The sequence below is a fragment of the Chryseobacterium jejuense genome (assembly GCF_017877355.1).
Taxonomy (GTDB): Bacteria; Bacteroidota; Bacteroidia; order Flavobacteriales; family Weeksellaceae; genus Chryseobacterium; species Chryseobacterium jejuense_A.
In genome coordinates, this window is sequence record NZ_JAGIPR010000002.1 from 732,457 (window position 1) to 748,337 (window position 15,881).

Consider the following 15,881-nt stretch of genomic DNA (forward strand, 5'->3'; position numbering starts at 1 on the left):
CAATGATTTCATTTAAAATATTACCCATCGAAGAAATACAGGTTGAGGTTTTAAAAGAAAAAGGCAACATACAGAATTTCCCCAAAAACATTGACTTCCCCTTTCCCGAACGTTATAAAAAGCTGGTTACTCTGATAAAAACAACAGAGATTTCATCAGAAGCTATTTTATACAATGCTGTAGAAGCGGAGAATGAAAATAAAGAATTTATACTGCCGGATTATTGGTGTTTTGCAGGAAACGGACAGGGAGACCGTTGGTTTCTGGATAGAAACGGAGATGCTTTCTTTTATGACCATGATTATGATGAAAAATTAGAACCCATGAACATCAGCTTTGAACAATGGCTGCAGATGGCGTTCATTGTTCAGCAATTGGATCTGTATCTTGATGAACACAATGAAGTTTCAGAACCTGTCAGACAAAAATTCTATAAAGCTCTGAATGCCATTCATCCCGGGTTAAGTAAAGTTTATCCTTTTACTGTTTAACTTGAGCTGAAACAGAACCTTTACGATTGCAGAACCTTATAAAATCTACTATTTTTGAAGTCAAAAGAAAGTTATTTACCCATGAATGTAGACCAACTGAAGGAAAAAGCACAGCCTATGATCCGTAAAGCACAAGTATTTGTTTCAGCCCATGAGTCTGATGAAAAAACAGCTTATGCCAATGAAGATGAACCTGTTCGTTTTCTGGTGAAATATTTAGATCAATGGATGGGTCTTATTGAAGATCAGGATGAATTCAGTTTTTCACCTGTTAACCTAGAATCAATTGATTTACATAAATATACAGCGTTAAAGGAAAAAGATATAGAGATTTATCCGCCATTTGAAACACTGATGCATTACGGAGATGAAGAAATCCAGCAATGGATTGCTGAAAATGATGGGGATAAAGATGACCTGTTCAGCCTGTTGGCCTTTGCATCAGATGAATATACGGATATCTGGATGGATTCTCACCCTATCTATTCTAATGATGGGATCTTTGCTTATCAGGGTGGCTGGGCAATGACCTGGCCGGAGGATGATACACCTGTGCAGTGGAATGAAGACCTGGAGTTTCTTTTTCAGATCGGATTACAGGATGAGCCGTTTGTAGAAATATTCTATGACAAAAATAATTCTTCTTATATCTGTATGGAACGTAATACTTAAAATCAAATTATTAAAAAACCAATGAATTTAACAGAATTAGAACAGAAATATAACATTCAATATCCTGAAATCTACAGGCAGTTAGCTGAAAATAATATGCTGGATTGGGGAGTGTCCGGATCAAACTGGTATCGTGACACTTTTCCGAAGTTAAAAGAAAATCCTCCTTTACTTTTATTTGGATACGATATTGAAATCTGGAATGACCAGAAACTGGTTGAAACCTCTATTGATGAAATGGAGGACGAGGAAGATTACAGGAATATTCATCCGGATTATCAATTTATTCCGTTTGCACAGAATGGAGCAGGAGATCTGTATGCCTTTCAGTTTGATTTGCAGAAGAACGGGGAAGTACCTATTACTTTCATACCTCATGATGATCAGGAAGCTGAGCTATTAGCCGGAAATTTTCAGAATTTCATTTTCCGCCAGCTTTTGGAGTCTGTAACAGAAATAGATGAAGATTCTATGTTTTATGAAGAGGATGAAGAAGATCTGAAACAGAACCTCTTCAACCAGTTGAAAACACATGAACCTTATCTCACGGCAAAGCAGACAGAAATTCTCCATACTATTTATCAACGTGATATTTTTGAATACACCTATACAGTTCCCAGTGGTAGTTCCTTTCAAACAGAAGGATTGGTAACATTTGATGAAGTAGAGGAAATCTTAAACCAGCAGATCTCTTTTGAACAATTGAACAGAAGATTTAATTATACAGAATCTCCAAAATTATAAAAAAGTATTTATAGCAATAAAAAAGGAAAACCTGTAGTTTTAATCTGCAGGCTTTCCTGTTTTATTGGGTAATGATCGATTTATATAAATACCAGCCGTGATTTTCTTCATGAAAAAACAGTATTTTTATGCTTTAAGAAATAGAATATGCCGGATAGGTTAAGAGCTCATATCGAAAAGATCCTTCCTCTTAGTGATGAAGAGTTTGATTTTATATCCTCTTGTTTTACTTATAAAAAATACAAGAAACATCAGTTTCTAGTGCAGGAGGGGGAACTTGCATCTTACAATTACTTTGTGCTGAAGGGCCTTCTGAAATTAGTTTATACCGATGAAGCAGGAAAGGAGCATATTGTAGGATTTGCGATGGAAGACTGGTGGGAAACCGATTTCTCTGCCTATTATCAGAACCAAAAAGCAACCATGTCTTTGGAATGTGTAGAAGATACAGAAGTATTATGTCTCACGCTTGAGGATTACAGGAAAATATGCAGTATTCATCCTAAAATGGAGCATTTCTTTCTGGAAAAAGCCTATATGGGATTTGTTTCTGCACAACAACGCATTATTTCTACCATGACAACAGGAATAAAAGAACGTTATGAGCAGCTGTTGGAAAAATATCCATCTCTCGTACAGCGTGTTCCCAAATCATTGCTGGCTGCTTATCTGGGAGTTTCCAGAGAAACGCTGAGCCGTTTGCCACTATAAACTGTGATTTCCGTCACCTGATAATCGTGATTCCAATCACAGAGTTTTGCGATGTCTATTCTGCAATTTTGTAAGGTAATAACAAACAAAATTCAACAATGGAAAAAAGAACCGTAAACCCATGGAAATGGCAGGAAGAACGCAGCTACTCACAGGCTGTAGAAGTGAAAAATGCGGAAGCTACTCTATACTGCTCAGGACAGGCAGCCATCGATCCGGATGGTACTTCCAGCAATAAGGATATGAAAAGCCAGCTGGAGCAGGCAATCGCCAATCTTGAAGAAGTAATTACAACCGCAGGGTATGAGTGTAAAGGAATTGTAAGATTAAATATCTACACCACTTCAACACAGGAGCTATGGCCTCATTTTCCCATTCTTCAGAGCTGGATTGTGGCACATCATATGGAGCAGGCTGTTACCATGCTTGAAGTCAATAGCTTATTTGAAACACTGAAAGTGGAGTTGGAAGCTACAGTTGTGAAGTAATCCTTAGAATCGTTTTAAAACTTAAGAGGTTGCTTCAAAAGTCAAAAATAAACCTGTGTTGAGAAGGAAGTCTCTTTTTTCTTACCTTTATATCACTAATTTGTAATCATATAGAGCGTATGAATATTCAACTTTTTTCAAAAAACGCGCTGGTAGGAGGGGCTACACAAGGAATAGGAGCAGGCATTGCTGTTGAACTGGCAAAATGTGGAGCCAATGTGACCATAATGGCCAGAAATGAAGCAAAACTAAAGGATTGTATGGCATCATTACCGATTGTTAATTCGGAGCAGAAACATGAGTACCTCGTAGCCGATTTTTCAGACTTTGAGAATTATAGAAAGATCATTACAGGATATTTTAACACCCATTCTATAGACATTCTGGTTAATAATACCAATGGTCCGGAACCAGGACTGGCAATTGATAAAAATGTTGAAGATTATCAAAAAGCTTTCGATCTTCTTTTTAAAACTGTTTGTGAAACTACTTTACTGGCTTTACCCTATATGATTGGGCAGAAAAACGGGCGGATTATCAATGTTTCTTCACTTTCTGTAAAAGAACCCATCGGGAATCTGGCACTTTCCAATTCTATTCGTTCCGCCGTAATGGCATGGGCGAAAACATTAGCCAATGAAGTAGCTCAGCATAATATTACCGTCAACAATATTTTAACGGGATATTTTGATACAGCACGCATTCAGAGTCTGATTCACCATGATGCTCAAAAAGCAGGGATGTCTGAAGATGAGATCAAACAAGTGAGAGAAAATAAAATCCCGATGAAAAGATTCGGGAAACCTGAAGAATACGGTCATCTGGTAGCTTTTCTCGCTTCAGAATATGCTTCTTACCTTACCGGAGCTAATATTCCTTTGGATGGCGGACTGAATAATACCTATTAAATGATAGGAAAGGAAGCTGGAAGCAGGAAGTGGTTGAAAAATAACTTGTAGATAAGCTATTGAAATTTTCTAAAGACAATTCCCATTAGTATTAAGTCTAATAGTAATTTCCAGCCTCCCTCTTCCTGCTTCCAACCCTTACTTCATTTTATTAAAAAAAGTCACAAGTTGATGTAATATTCTTTTCACACCAGTTGTCTTATCAATATTGGAAAATATTATATGAAAAACTGGTCTTTTAAAAAATGGAACACCGTACTGGGATTGTTCCTTTTCACTATTGCTTTGATTACTTATTTCTCTACAATGGAGCACTACCTGAGTTTTTGGGATTGTGGAGAGTATATTTCTTCTGCGGCTAAACTTGAAGTAACTCACGCTCCCGGAGCAGCTTTATTTCAGATTGTAGGAGCAGTGGCCAGTATATTTGCATTGGGTAATAGCAGCAATTATTCTATAGTGATTAATGCCATGTCTGCACTTTTCAGTGCATTTACAATTTTGTTTCTGTTTTGGACCATTACTCATTTTTTAAGAAGACTTTTAAATAAAGATTTTGAAAACATTACAAGACATCAGGAGATTTCAATTTTGTTTGCAGGAGCTATCGGAGCATTATGCTTTACATTTTCAGATACGTTCTGGTTTTCAGCGGTAGAAGGAGAGGTGTATTCAATGGCTTCTTTATTTATTGCGATTTTAGTCTGGCTCATTACCCAATGGGAAAATGAATATAAAGCTGCAGATAATGAAAGATGGATTATCCTTATTTTCTTTATTATCGGGCTTTCGGTGGGAGTTCATATGATGTGTATGCTGGCTATTCCGGCCATATGTCTGGTGTATTATGCCAGAAACTATCCATTTAGCTGGAAGAGCTTTATTCTGGCCAATCTGATAACACTTGGAGTATTGGCGTTGGTTTTTAAGATTATTTTTCCATTGATTATGACGATGTTTGGGCAGCTGGAAATCTTCTTTGTGAACGGACTAAGTCTTCCTTTTCACTCCGGAACCATTGTCGCTTTTATTGTAATGGGGGCCATTTGTTATTTCATGATTAAATATGCCAGGAAGTTAAAAAAGAATATATATCAGACCATTGTTTTATCTGTTGTGTATATGGTTATAGGTTTTTCATGCTGGTTGGTGATTCCTATCAGGGCCAATGCCAACCCGCCTATGAATCTTAATGATCCTGATACAGCCATCGGGATGAAAGATTATTATAACAGGGAACAATACGGAGACTGGCCCACTGTTTACGGACAAAATTACACTGCTGCTCTTGACAGAAAAGGATTGGAAAAAAATGAAGATGGCAGTTACAAAAGGAATGTAACCGGAGAAATGTACGAAAAAGATGAAAAAACCAGAACGTACAGGAAAACAGGGGAAAGATTTAATTATGTCTACAATAAATCTCATATAAGCTTTATGCCCAGGATGTTTAGCGAAGATAAAGAAGTGATGGCCAATTATATGTCGATGTATGGAGCTCCTGATTTTACATTCAATTATGATAATGCAGAGGTAGCTGATGATCCACAGGCTAAGCAGGTTTTTGAGGAGTTAAGGGCAAAATATGAAGATGATTCTATCACCGTTGAAGATTATATGAAAGTAAAGCCTTACGACCTTATCAATGTCCAAAAGCCCTCATTCGCTCAGAATATGGATTACTTCTTTTCCTTTCAGAACGGATATTATTTTGTAAGATACCTGATGTGGAACTTTGTAGGAAGACAGAATGATTTTCAGGGGCATCTGGAAAATACCCAAGGGAACTGGATTTCAGGATTTTCTTTTATTGACAATGCTCTATTAGGAAATCAGGATCATTTACCAGCTAAATTTAAAAATGAAAGTACTGTAAAATTCTTTTTCCTCCCATTAATATTGGGATTAATTGGTTTCTTCTTTCAGCTGAATAGGGATTTTGGAAGATTTTATGCACTTCTTTCTCTGTTTATTCTGACCAGTATCGGAATTGTTTTCTATACAGGAGTAAAACCATTTGAAGTAAGAGAAAGAGATTATGCTATGGTTGGTTCGTTCTATGCTTTTGCTATTTGGGTCGGGTTGGGAGCCGGAGCAGTGCTGTGGTTTATTCAATCCAGGATAAAATCTAATGTTGCTAATATTATAACGGGCATAATTTTATTGGGAATTCCTTTCATGATGGGTTTCCAGAATTATGTCCCGCATGACCGTAGTAGGAAATCCGCTGCCTATGACTCAGCTTATTCTTTCCTGGCATCCCTCCCTAAAAACGGTATAGTTTTTACTTATGCCGATAATGATACCTATCCGGTTTGGGGAATTCAGGAGACGGAAAGGTTCCGGGATGATGTGAAAACTGTGAACTTTACCCTGCTGGCTACTCCGTGGAATATCGATCAGGTGAAACGAAGAACTTACAATGCTATGGGAGTTCCGGGGGAATTAACTCATGAGGATTACAGGGATGGAGTAAACGATCAGGTTTATCTCATGAAAAAGGAAGATTGGGAAGGGCTTTTTGCTATGTTAAAAGATCAGGGGGCTCCGGATACAGAGTTTCAGGAATTCAGAAAATACCTGACTCAGGATTCGATGACTTTAAAAGATGCACTCCAATTTTTGAAATATAAATCTCCGGCAAAAGATGAGTTGCTGAAAATGTATTTCGGTGAAAAAGAGTATGAAAAATACAATATCATTCCGGTACACAAATTCATTCTTCCGGTGAATAAAGAAAATGCAGTAAAATCAGGGGTTATGAACCAAGCTGATCTTTCTGATGCAGTTGATCAGATTGCCATCAATTATGAAGCCAATACCCTTTATAAAAGTCATCTCATAATGCTGGATATACTGGCCAATTTTGATTGGAAACGGCCGATCAGTTTCTCGTCCGGAGGAATGTATGACAATGAAAATATCTTTTACCTTGATGATTATCTTCAGTTTGACGGCTTTAGCTATAGGCTGGTTCCTATCCGTACCACTCAAAGTCCGGATGGGGATAAAGGCAGGGTAGATGCCCATTCACTTTATAATGTAGTGAAAAACTACAAGTGGGGTAATTTTAAAGATCTTAGTATCCACTATGATGACACTGGTATATCTGATATTATGAATTACAGGATGTCAGTGAGTAGAGCTGTTTCTGCACTAGTGGAGAATGATGAAAAAGCAAAAGCTTTAGAATTGCTCAACCTTATCGGGAAAGAAATCCCTACAGAAAAATATAATGATCCCCGTTCATTAAGTTCAATAGTTACGGCTTGTATTGTCGCAGGTCAGGAACAGAAAGGCCTTCAGTTGGCTGAGAGCCTTAAAAAAGAAGTTTTTTATGAATATGACTATTACCTGAGTCTTTCTCCTAAATTCAGGGCAGCGGCCAGAAGACAGATGAGATCCAAACCTATGGAATATTCCCTTGTGGTTTCTGCGGTAACGGAAGCTTACAGAAGGTTAGGACAGAATGATAAAGCTAAGAACTATTTGTTGGAATCTGTAGAACCGGTTGACAAAAAGTTTAATGCTTTCATGAAGAATCTTCAGCAGATGGACAAGGAAAAAGCGATGAAAGAATCTGAAAATGTTCAGAAAATTACTCCTTTTTATCAGTATTTATTCAATGTAATGGAACCGTTTGACTCTACCTATTCAAAGAAAAAAGAAGAACAGATTACTACAGCGATCATTAAAGCAACACAATAGTAAAAAAATATAACCATTAAGATGAGGTAAGGCTTTCAGGACAAAGGATTTTGTTTTTATAGTTTCGTTTTAAAATCTTAGATTTTACCTTGTACATTCTGAATCTTATCTGCTTAATGGTTATTTAATACAGCCTTTGAATATTGAATTTAAAGGCTTTTTTATTGAATAAATGTGAACGTTATCACTAATACCCCAGTTGAAGGGCTACGTATTCCCCTCCTCTGGAAGGGTGGCAAAAATTCAAAGAATTTTTGACCGGGTGGTTCCTACCCACATACCCCCAAAAGATCAAAAAGCCTTACTACTTTTCCTAAGATCCGAAGGTCTGGATTGGGTAAACTCACGAAAAGTATCACTGAAAGCACTAATGGAACTGTAACCAACATCATCAGCAATTTCGTTTATAGATTTGTCTGTATTGAGCAGCAGTTCAATAGCTTTGATAATCCTTAATGTTTTCAGATACTGAAGAAAGGAAATGTCCATATCCGCTTTAAACAGACGGGACATGGAGCGTTCACTCAATCCAAATCTTGCACTTACATTTGAAAGAGTCAGTTTTTCTCCGATATTCCATTCAAGATAAGAGACTATTTTCATCATCTGCTTATTGTGGGTAGCAGGAAGAATAATAGGTAAGGGCTGTTTATGGGTTTTAGGGAGAATCTTTTTTAAGGCAACCAGAAATTCAAAGTTTTCATCTTTATCGGTAACATGTTTTTCATCCCACATCTCCGAATATTTAATCATTTGAATCAAAAGTTCTGAAGCAGGATAAATTCCCAGTCTGCTGTAAAATGGATCTGAAATATCGTCGTGAGCATAAAAATACAGCGAACGAAGAACAGTTGCGGTATGTCCTATTTCCAAGATATGTTCCATTCCTTGCGGGATCCAGAAGAAGTGTCTGGCAGGTACCACATAAGTCCGGTTATCAATAGTAATATAGGCAATACCACCTTCCACATAACTCAGCTGTCCCTTTGTATGTTTATGAAACGGAATCAGTTTCTCCGATTTTTCATGCATTACAAATACACTTTTCTCGTGTTTGTCAATATCCGGAAGTGCTGCAATTAATCCCATAGAAAAATCAAAATAAGAATGAAAATACAAATATAATCATTTGGCCGGAATCATGTAAAACTTGACTATTTTAGATAAAAATAATTTCCGGATTGAAGATAAATTTGCAGTGCAATAATTCGAAAAATTCAAATGAAAATCTATGTCACCGGACTGCTGATGTTAGGAGCTTCCTGCTTTATATCGGCTCAGACAGGCAGTCCACGAAATGATACCATCCGAATCTCCCTAAAAGACGCATGGCAAAGAGCTGAAGAAAACAGCCGTCATATTAAAATCAATACCATTAGTGTAGACATTGCGGAAGCAGAAGTAAAAGATACTAAGAGAGAAAGGCTTCCGGAAATACAAGTGAAAGGATCAGTAGAAAAAGCATCCAACATTCCCATCTATGAAAGCGGAATTTTTTCCAAACCTAGCCAACATGAGGTTATTCACACCCTTTACAGAATGGGAGCCGATTTTTACCTGAATATTTACAACGGAAATAAGCTCAATCTTAAAATCAAAGAAAACCAGACTTTACAGAAAGTTAAAGAAATTAAGAAAGAACAGGCCGTTTCCGATATCCATTACAAAACAGCAACCCTTTATCTTGAACTTCAGAAAACATTTATCTTCAGAGATCTTATCAAACAGGATATTAAAGATCAGGAAGTACAGCTTAAAGAAATTAAGTCCTTGTATAAAAACGGAGTGGTTTTAAAAAGTGATGTTTTAAGGATAGAACTTGAACTTTCAAAACGGAAAATGACTCTGATAACTATTGAAAATGATATTCTGATCGCCATGCAGAAACTGAATATTATTCTGGGAGTTCCTGATGAGCAGGTAGTTATTCCTGAATCGCCTGCCAATCAATGGGATGCCAATACAACGTATGCAGAATATCTGAAATTGGCATTGGAACATTCATTTGATTACCATGTTTCCGAAGAACAAACGGAATTAAGCAAGATTAAACTTAAGCAGGTAAAAGCGAATGTGAGCCCTAAAATTGGAATGTATGGAGAGTTTTATTACGCCAATCCACAGATCTTCCTTTATCCTTATAATCCATATTGGTATTCATTGGGAATTGTTGGTTTGAAAGCTTCATTTTCTATTTCATCTCTTTACCATAATACCCATAAAGTGAAAGCGGCGAAGCTTGAGTTTGAAAAAGAAGAAGAAGCACATAAAGATACGGAAGATAGGGTGAGGCAACAGGTAAAAGAAGCGTATTTAAGATATCAGGAAGCTCTTGAACAAATTAAAGTTGCGGAAACGAATGTGGCTCAGGCTAAAGAGAATGCCCGAATTATCAAGAATACTTATTTCAACCAAACTTCTCTGATCACAGAACTTTTGGATGCAGATATCCAGTTACTCCAGACAAAATTTGAATTGGAAGCTGCGAAAATTATGGCACAGAACAATTATTATTTACTACAAAATATCACAGGCGTTTTATAAATACAATGAAAAAAAAATATACCCCTACCGACAGATTGATCACAAAGGTTACAGGATGGATCTCAGTTTTAATCGTTGCCGCACTTGCTGTTTGGGGCGGTTTTACCCTTAAGAATTATTATAAATATGAGCAGACCAATGATGCTCAGGTCCAGGAATATGTAAATCCGGTGATTTCAAGAGCTGGCGGGTTCATTGTAGCCGTAAAATTTGAGGAAAATCAGGAAGTTAAAAAAGGAGATACCCTTTTATTGATTGATAACCGAGAATATGTTCTTCAGCAAAAGCAGACTCAGGCTGCTCTTCAGAAAGCCCGTGCACAGCTGAAAGTTTTACAGAGTAATACCGGAACCACAGAGAAAGAAGCAGCTGCTGCACAGGCACAGGTAGATGCTAATAAAGCAAAAGTATGGAAACAACAGCTTGATTATAATCGGTATAAAAAGCTTTATGATGAAGAATCTGCCACTAAACAGAGATTGGAAGATGTAAAAGCAACATTGGATGTTAATGAAAGTGATTATCAATCGTCTCAGGATAATTATGCTGCTTCTATATCTAAAATTAATGATATTCAGGCTGAAAAAACAGTGGTACAAGCTGAAATTGCAAGATTGGAAGCCTTATTAGACCGTCATAAATTAGATGTGAGTTATACAGCAGTAGTGGCCTCATATGATGGAAGAATGGGAAGAAGAACTGTTGAAATAGGGCAGATGATTGATGCCGGAGAAACGCTGGCCTTTATCGTTAATAATGAAACAGATAAATGGGTGGTGGCTAATTATAAAGAAACGCAGATCAAGGATATGAAAATTGGAGATCAGGTGAAAATAGTTGCAGATTCTTATCCTGACAGAGAATTTCAGGGAACTATTATTTCCCTTTCACCGGCAACAGGTTCCAGTTTTTCATTATTGCCACCTGATAACTCTACAGGGAACTATGTGAAAATTGTACAGCGTATTCCTGTGAGAATCAAAGTGGAAGGAAAAAGAAAAGATATCGATATTCTTAAAATGGGGATGAACGTCAACGTTTATGCCAATAAAAAACATTCCTGATGACTAAAAGACAAATGCCCTTTTTTAAAAGATGGGTGCCGGAATGGCTTGTGAAGATCATACTTTTTTCCATGACCTTACCGGGAATCATCATATTCTTCCTGCCGCTGACGAATATTAATGCGGCGGCAGGGTACTATGGAAGCGAGCCTGCTGATATCCAGTTTTCAGTAGCGTTATTCTATGCGGGATATGTGGGTTTTTACAGTCTGGAAAGAAGGTTTTTCAGTTTTCTGGCCGCGAAGGAATATTTTCTCTTATTCACCACTTTGCAGATTGTAGCCTGTCTTATATGTTATTTTACCCGTGAAGTGTATGTTCTTTTTCCGGTACGTTTTATCCAGGGAATGTTGTTTGCAGGGAATGTTAATCTTTCATTGACTCTTATTTTTACCCGGTTAAATAGTGAAAGAGGAAGAGAGATCAGTTTTTCAGTATTCTTTGGGATCCTGATTTGTGCATTACCCTTCAATAATCTGATTACAGCAGATCTTATTGATTCTTATAATTTTAATATTGTTTACAAAACAGCGATATTTTCTTATCTTCCTGGACTTATTTTCCTGTCTTTGGCCATGACAAATTACAGGCCCAATGTGAGATTTCATTTGTATAAACTGGATTGGCAGAGCTTCGCAGTTTTCAGTACAATCTTGGTGCTGGTAGGATATATCACAATTTTCGGTCAGGAATATTATTGGTTGGAAGATAACAGAATTTTAGGAAGTGTAATCACCATCATAGCATTAGTGGGAATATCGATCTTCCGTCAGAACTCGATTAAAAGACCTTATATAGATCTTCGGGTTTTCAGATACAGAAATTTTAAAGTAGGGCTGTTGATTCTCTTCGTCATGTATATTTGCCGTTTCGCTTCGGGAATTACCAATAATTATTTTGCAACGGAGCTGCATCTGGATCCGTTTTATATCTCTTATATCAATGTTTTTAATCTTTCGGGATTAGTTATTGGGGTTATTATTGCCTGTTGTATGGTTTTACAGAAGAAAAAAATACAGTATGTCTGGGTGCCCGGTTTTCTCATGTTGCTTTTGTTTCATGCCTTGATGTATTATTCCTTTGATGTACAGGCAGATGAATTCAATTATTATATTCCGTTATTCCTTCAGGGATTAGGGGTGGGATTAATCATGGTTCCTACGATTATATTCATCATATCTTCAGTTCCTGCTTCTATTGGACCTTCAGCAGCTGCAACGGCACTGGCGATCCGTTATTTTGGCTTCTGTGTGAGTATTGCGCTCATCAATTTTTTTGAACTTTTTGAGAAAAGCCGCCACTACAATGCATTTCAGGATCATTTAAGTGCTGTAGACCCTTCGGTGAAAGAGTTTCTTCATAAGCAGACCGCTAAATTGGTCGCTAAAGGAATGCTTGAAGATCATGCTGTAAAAGCATCCAATAAATTGTTAGTGAGCAGAATGAATGTTCAGGATCATGTACGTTTTGCGATGGATTATTACGAAATGATGGTATGGCTTCTGGCAGGAGCTCTGCTGTTAATTCTTCTTTTTCCATACCTGAATCGTACAGCTCTTTATTTGAAATCCCGCAGATTATCTCCTGCATAAATAGTAATTTAAAAAGTATAGCTTAGTTTAGCTAATTTTATAGTGAGAGTGCTGAGGCTGTCTTTTTAAGGCAGTCTCTTTTGTTTTGTTCCAGAAAGTTAAAATAGAAGGTGGCCGAAACTGTTCATTATTTGTCATTGCAGCCAGATGACATTCTTAGTACATTTGCATCATAGAGATTGAGACATGAACAATGCTGGACAACAAACAGGAATAAAAAATATAGCAATTTTGGTATTACCACAAGTTCAGTTGTTGGATGTTGCCGGCCCTTGCGATGTGTTTACAGCTGCTAATCTCTTTTTATCCGATGACAAAGTTGGTTTGAGGTATCAGGTTCATTTGATATCCGGAACCTCAGACAAAATAATATACTCAAGTTCAGGAATTCCTTTACCATGTACCCATACCATTTATGATATAGATTTTCTGGTAGATACTTTGCTGATTGCCGGTACTGAACTTAGTATATTGGATAATATCAATCCTGATCTTTATTCTTATCTGCAAAATAGGATAGGAGATGTAAGGCGTGTAGGCTCCGTGTGTGTCGGAGCTTTTGTTTTGGCTAAAGCAGGATTACTAACTGGAAAACAGGTAACTACTCACTGGAAATATGCTGATCTTCTGCAACGGACTTACCCCGAGCTGAGTGTGAATGTCAATCCATTTTTTATACAGGATCAGGGAATATACACTTCAGGAGGTGTCTCTTCCGGAATAGATTTGGCATTAGCATTATTGGAGGAGGATTTTGGAAAACCAATCGCTTCAGAAGTGGCCAAACATCTCGTTTTATATTTGAAAAGGCCCGGAGTGCAATCTCAGTTTGGAAATGCTATTTCAGACTATGAAATGTTATCTCCCTTCACAAAAGAAATCAGGGATTTGCTTAAAGATAAGCTCGGACAAGCTATCAGCATAGAATTTATGGCTGAATCTGTACATATGAGCGTTCGTAATTTCTCCAGGGTGTTTTTGAAAGAATCGGGAATGACTCCCGGCCGGTTTCTTGAGAAAATGAGACTGGATCAGGCGAAAAGCATGTTGGAATATACAGATATGAGCATCGATATGATTGCTGAAAAATGTGGTTTCCGTACTATGGTCTCTCTTCGGAGGTTATTTTTGAAATACCTCTCTATTTCTCCGTCCCAATACCGGAAAAACGGTAACGGAGCAGAATAATTCTTTTCATTTTTGAATGATGAAAGCTGATAATCAATTGTCAGCAGGGAAAACTATGTCTTTATTTAAACAATTAATTTTTTAGAATAACATTATGAATCAACAACAAAAGAACAAGACAATGAATGTAGCATTTTTAATTTACGATCAGGTAGAAGCTCTTGATCTGAATGGCCCGCTGGACGTTTTTATTAAAGCAGATTTAATCTCTACAGGAAGTTATAACTGCTATACAGTGGGGAAAACCAAAGAAGCCGTATCGATGGAGGCCAATACAATGTCAATTATTCCCACATATGACGTGAAAACAGCTCCTCAACCGGATATGATCGTCATTCCAGGGGCCAATCCGGATCGCGTGATGGAGTGTCTGCAGGATGATGATTTCCAGAATACAGTAATACACTGGATAAAAGATCAGTATCATAACGGAACTACTGTTTTCACGGTCTGTACGGGAAGTATGCACTTATCCAAAACGGGTATATTAGACCATCATGAAATTACAACCCATTCCATGCTGTTAGATACATTGGAACAATATAATCCGAAAAGTATCGTGAAAAGAGATGTGAGGTTTGTAGATCAGGGGCAATTGATTACTACAGCAGGAATAACAGCAGGAATAGATGCAGCTTTGTACCTGGTAGGAAAACATCATGGGCAGGAATTGGTAGAAACCATTGTAACGCTTTTTGAATATCAGCAGCGGGAATTTAAACATTAATCACACGAGTGCTTTCAAAAATAACACAAATCATAGCTGTTTTTATTATTGAAAATGGTCTGCACATCTGAATAACATACTCAAAAAAGATCTGCGTATTCTGTGAAATCGAGAAGCTGAAAAAATCAAAAGTTTCGGCGGGCCAAAGGCCCGCCGAAACTCAGTTATAGAATATTAAATTTTATAAAACTCCACTTTCCAATATAGAAAAAGTTTGATCCATACAATTGATTTCAGCCAATCTCCCATACGGAATGGTAAAAGCAGGGCATGTGTGCCCAAAATCCATCTGAGTAATAACAGGCAAATCATTATAAGCCTTCTTCATCCAGTACCTTTAATAAATCAGTTTCATATTCTTCCGCATACAGGTTGTCATAAGATCTTCCGAAAATAATTCCTTTGGCATTTTTTAGAATTCCTGTAGTAGCGTAATTCCGAAGCCTGCAATAAAACAGAGGATTTTGTTTGAGAATGATTTAAGTGTTTGGAAAATAAACCTATAATGACCTTTTATGACTACTTTGTTTAAAAATAGAACATCTTTATAAAAAATCCAATGATAAACAGTAAAAAAAGGACAATTGAATTTTGACCTGGGTATTTACAAATTTCGATTTATAAAGAGATTCTTTGGAGAATTAATACTTGATTGCATTTTTTTAGGAAAAAATAATTTTCATAATTAATTTATAAACAGATATTTGCTGATTTGGAGTGAAATTTCATGACAAAAAAACTTCAAAAATCTTGGAAGTAAAGGAGTTTTTCCTATCTTTGCAGTCCCTTAAACAAAGGGATTTACTTAAAAAAGTAAGTGGCCGACTCGGTAGCTCAGCTGGTAGAGCAATACACTTTTAATGTATGGGTCCTGGGTTCGAATCCCAGCCGGGTCACAAACAAAAAGCTGCTGTTTTTAGTGGTTTTTATAAAAATAATAATTTACTTGAAAAAGTAAGTGGCCGACTCGGTAGCTCAGCTGGTAGAGCAATACACTTTTAATGTATGGGTCCTGGGTTCGAATCCCAGCCGGGTCACAAACAA

At 37.1% G+C, this 15,881-nt stretch carries 14 protein-coding genes and 2 tRNA genes; 14 read left to right on the forward strand and 2 right to left on the reverse strand.

Going from position 1 to position 15,881, the window contains the following annotated elements; genetic code table 11:
- The first annotated feature begins 2 nt into the window (after positions 1 to 2).
- From J2772_RS07100 to J2772_RS07130, 7 genes are all read left to right on the forward strand, one after another.
- Positions 3 to 491 carry an SMI1/KNR4 family protein gene (locus J2772_RS07100; protein WP_209914977.1) on the forward strand — a complete coding sequence of 163 codons (489 nt, stop codon included), beginning with the start codon at positions 3 to 5 and terminating at the stop codon, positions 489 to 491.
- A gap of 54 nt (positions 492 to 545) precedes the next feature.
- Positions 546 to 1,163 carry a hypothetical protein gene (locus J2772_RS07105; protein WP_245365164.1) on the forward strand — a complete coding sequence of 206 codons (618 nt, stop codon included), beginning with the start codon at positions 546 to 548 and terminating at the stop codon, positions 1,161 to 1,163.
- 21 nt (positions 1,164 to 1,184) lie between these two features.
- Positions 1,185 to 1,907 (forward strand): SMI1/KNR4 family protein, encoded by a 723-nt coding sequence (locus tag J2772_RS07110; protein ID WP_209914980.1) that lies wholly within the window; start codon positions 1,185 to 1,187, stop codon positions 1,905 to 1,907.
- Between the two features lie 147 nt (positions 1,908 to 2,054).
- Entirely contained in the window at positions 2,055 to 2,618 is a 564-nt protein-coding gene (locus J2772_RS07115; protein ID WP_209914983.1) for a Crp/Fnr family transcriptional regulator, read from the forward strand.
- A 98-nt stretch (positions 2,619 to 2,716) separates the two neighbouring features.
- Entirely contained in the window at positions 2,717 to 3,106 is a 390-nt protein-coding gene (locus J2772_RS07120) for a RidA family protein (protein ID WP_209914986.1), read from the forward strand.
- Positions 3,107 to 3,225: 119 nt separating this feature from the next.
- Complete coding sequence (locus tag J2772_RS07125; protein ID WP_209914990.1) at positions 3,226 to 4,014, forward strand: SDR family oxidoreductase; 789 nt, start codon at positions 3,226 to 3,228, stop codon at positions 4,012 to 4,014.
- A 222-nt stretch (positions 4,015 to 4,236) separates the two neighbouring features.
- Positions 4,237 to 7,722, forward strand: coding sequence for a DUF2723 domain-containing protein (locus J2772_RS07130; RefSeq protein ID WP_209914993.1), 3,486 nt, complete (start codon positions 4,237 to 4,239; stop codon positions 7,720 to 7,722).
- A 291-nt stretch (positions 7,723 to 8,013) separates the two neighbouring features.
- Here J2772_RS07130 and J2772_RS07135 read toward each other — a convergent pair whose 3' ends face one another.
- Positions 8,014 to 8,811, reverse strand: coding sequence for an AraC family transcriptional regulator (locus J2772_RS07135; protein ID WP_209915076.1), 798 nt, complete (start codon positions 8,809 to 8,811; stop codon positions 8,014 to 8,016).
- 132 nt (positions 8,812 to 8,943) lie between these two features.
- Between J2772_RS07135 and J2772_RS07140 the strand changes: the two genes are divergently transcribed.
- The 5 genes from J2772_RS07140 (at position 8,944) to J2772_RS07160 (ending at position 14,837) form a co-directional block, all read left to right on the forward strand.
- Positions 8,944 to 10,266 (forward strand): TolC family protein, encoded by a 1,323-nt coding sequence (locus tag J2772_RS07140; RefSeq protein ID WP_209914995.1) that lies wholly within the window; start codon positions 8,944 to 8,946, stop codon positions 10,264 to 10,266.
- A 5-nt stretch (positions 10,267 to 10,271) separates the two neighbouring features.
- Positions 10,272 to 11,330: an HlyD family secretion protein gene (locus J2772_RS07145; RefSeq protein WP_209914997.1), complete on the forward strand. Its 1,059-nt coding sequence runs from the start codon at positions 10,272 to 10,274 to the stop codon at positions 11,328 to 11,330.
- Positions 11,330 to 12,922, forward strand: a complete 1,593-nt coding sequence (locus tag J2772_RS07150) for a beta-carotene 15,15'-monooxygenase (protein WP_209915000.1) — start codon at positions 11,330 to 11,332, stop codon at positions 12,920 to 12,922. Before J2772_RS07145 ends, J2772_RS07150 begins: the two co-directional genes overlap by 1 nt.
- 186 nt (positions 12,923 to 13,108) lie before the next feature.
- Positions 13,109 to 14,110, forward strand: a complete 1,002-nt coding sequence (locus J2772_RS07155; protein ID WP_209915003.1) for a GlxA family transcriptional regulator — start codon at positions 13,109 to 13,111, stop codon at positions 14,108 to 14,110.
- A 94-nt stretch (positions 14,111 to 14,204) separates the two neighbouring features.
- Positions 14,205 to 14,837 carry a DJ-1/PfpI family protein gene (locus tag J2772_RS07160; protein WP_209915006.1) on the forward strand — a complete coding sequence of 211 codons (633 nt, stop codon included), beginning with the start codon at positions 14,205 to 14,207 and terminating at the stop codon, positions 14,835 to 14,837.
- A gap of 181 nt (positions 14,838 to 15,018) precedes the next feature.
- Here J2772_RS07160 and J2772_RS24160 read toward each other — a convergent pair whose 3' ends face one another.
- A complete protein-coding gene (locus tag J2772_RS24160) occupies positions 15,019 to 15,165 on the reverse strand; it encodes a hypothetical protein (RefSeq protein WP_245365166.1) in 147 nt (48 codons plus the stop codon).
- Positions 15,166 to 15,660: 495 nt separating this feature from the next.
- On the opposite strand from J2772_RS24160, the gene J2772_RS07170 reads away from it, so the two are divergent.
- Together J2772_RS07170 and J2772_RS07175 are read left to right on the forward strand one after the other, a co-directional pair.
- Positions 15,661 to 15,733, forward strand: a tRNA-Lys gene (locus tag J2772_RS07170).
- Between the two features lie 68 nt (positions 15,734 to 15,801).
- Positions 15,802 to 15,874, forward strand: a tRNA-Lys gene (locus J2772_RS07175).
- The last annotated feature ends 7 nt before the right edge of the window (positions 15,875 to 15,881 follow it).

Bases quoted from the DNA above. Each gene is read 5' to 3' on its own strand.
- J2772_RS07150 (WP_209915000.1), top strand. From the start codon at position 11,330: ATGACTAAAAGACAAATGCCCTTTTTTAAAAGATGGGTGCCGGAATGG.
- J2772_RS07160 (WP_209915006.1), top strand. From the start codon at position 14,205: ATGAATCAACAACAAAAGAACAAGACAATGAATGTAGCATTTTTAATT.
- J2772_RS07125 (WP_209914990.1), top strand. From the start codon at position 3,226: ATGAATATTCAACTTTTTTCAAAAAACGCGCTGGTAGGAGGGGCTACA.
- J2772_RS07110 (WP_209914980.1), top strand. From the start codon at position 1,185: ATGAATTTAACAGAATTAGAACAGAAATATAACATTCAATATCCTGAA.
- J2772_RS24160 (WP_245365166.1), bottom strand. From the start codon at position 15,165: ATGAAGAAGGCTTATAATGATTTGCCTGTTATTACTCAGATGGATTTT.
- J2772_RS07100 (WP_209914977.1), top strand. From the start codon at position 3: ATGATTTCATTTAAAATATTACCCATCGAAGAAATACAGGTTGAGGTT.
- J2772_RS07145 (WP_209914997.1), top strand. From the start codon at position 10,272: ATGAAAAAAAAATATACCCCTACCGACAGATTGATCACAAAGGTTACA.
- J2772_RS07135 (WP_209915076.1), bottom strand. From the start codon at position 8,811: ATGGGATTAATTGCAGCACTTCCGGATATTGACAAACACGAGAAAAGT.
- J2772_RS07130 (WP_209914993.1), top strand. From the start codon at position 4,237: ATGAAAAACTGGTCTTTTAAAAAATGGAACACCGTACTGGGATTGTTC.
- J2772_RS07140 (WP_209914995.1), top strand. From the start codon at position 8,944: ATGAAAATCTATGTCACCGGACTGCTGATGTTAGGAGCTTCCTGCTTT.
- J2772_RS07115 (WP_209914983.1), top strand. From the start codon at position 2,055: ATGCCGGATAGGTTAAGAGCTCATATCGAAAAGATCCTTCCTCTTAGT.
- J2772_RS07120 (WP_209914986.1), top strand. From the start codon at position 2,717: ATGGAAAAAAGAACCGTAAACCCATGGAAATGGCAGGAAGAACGCAGC.
- J2772_RS07155 (WP_209915003.1), top strand. From the start codon at position 13,109: ATGAACAATGCTGGACAACAAACAGGAATAAAAAATATAGCAATTTTG.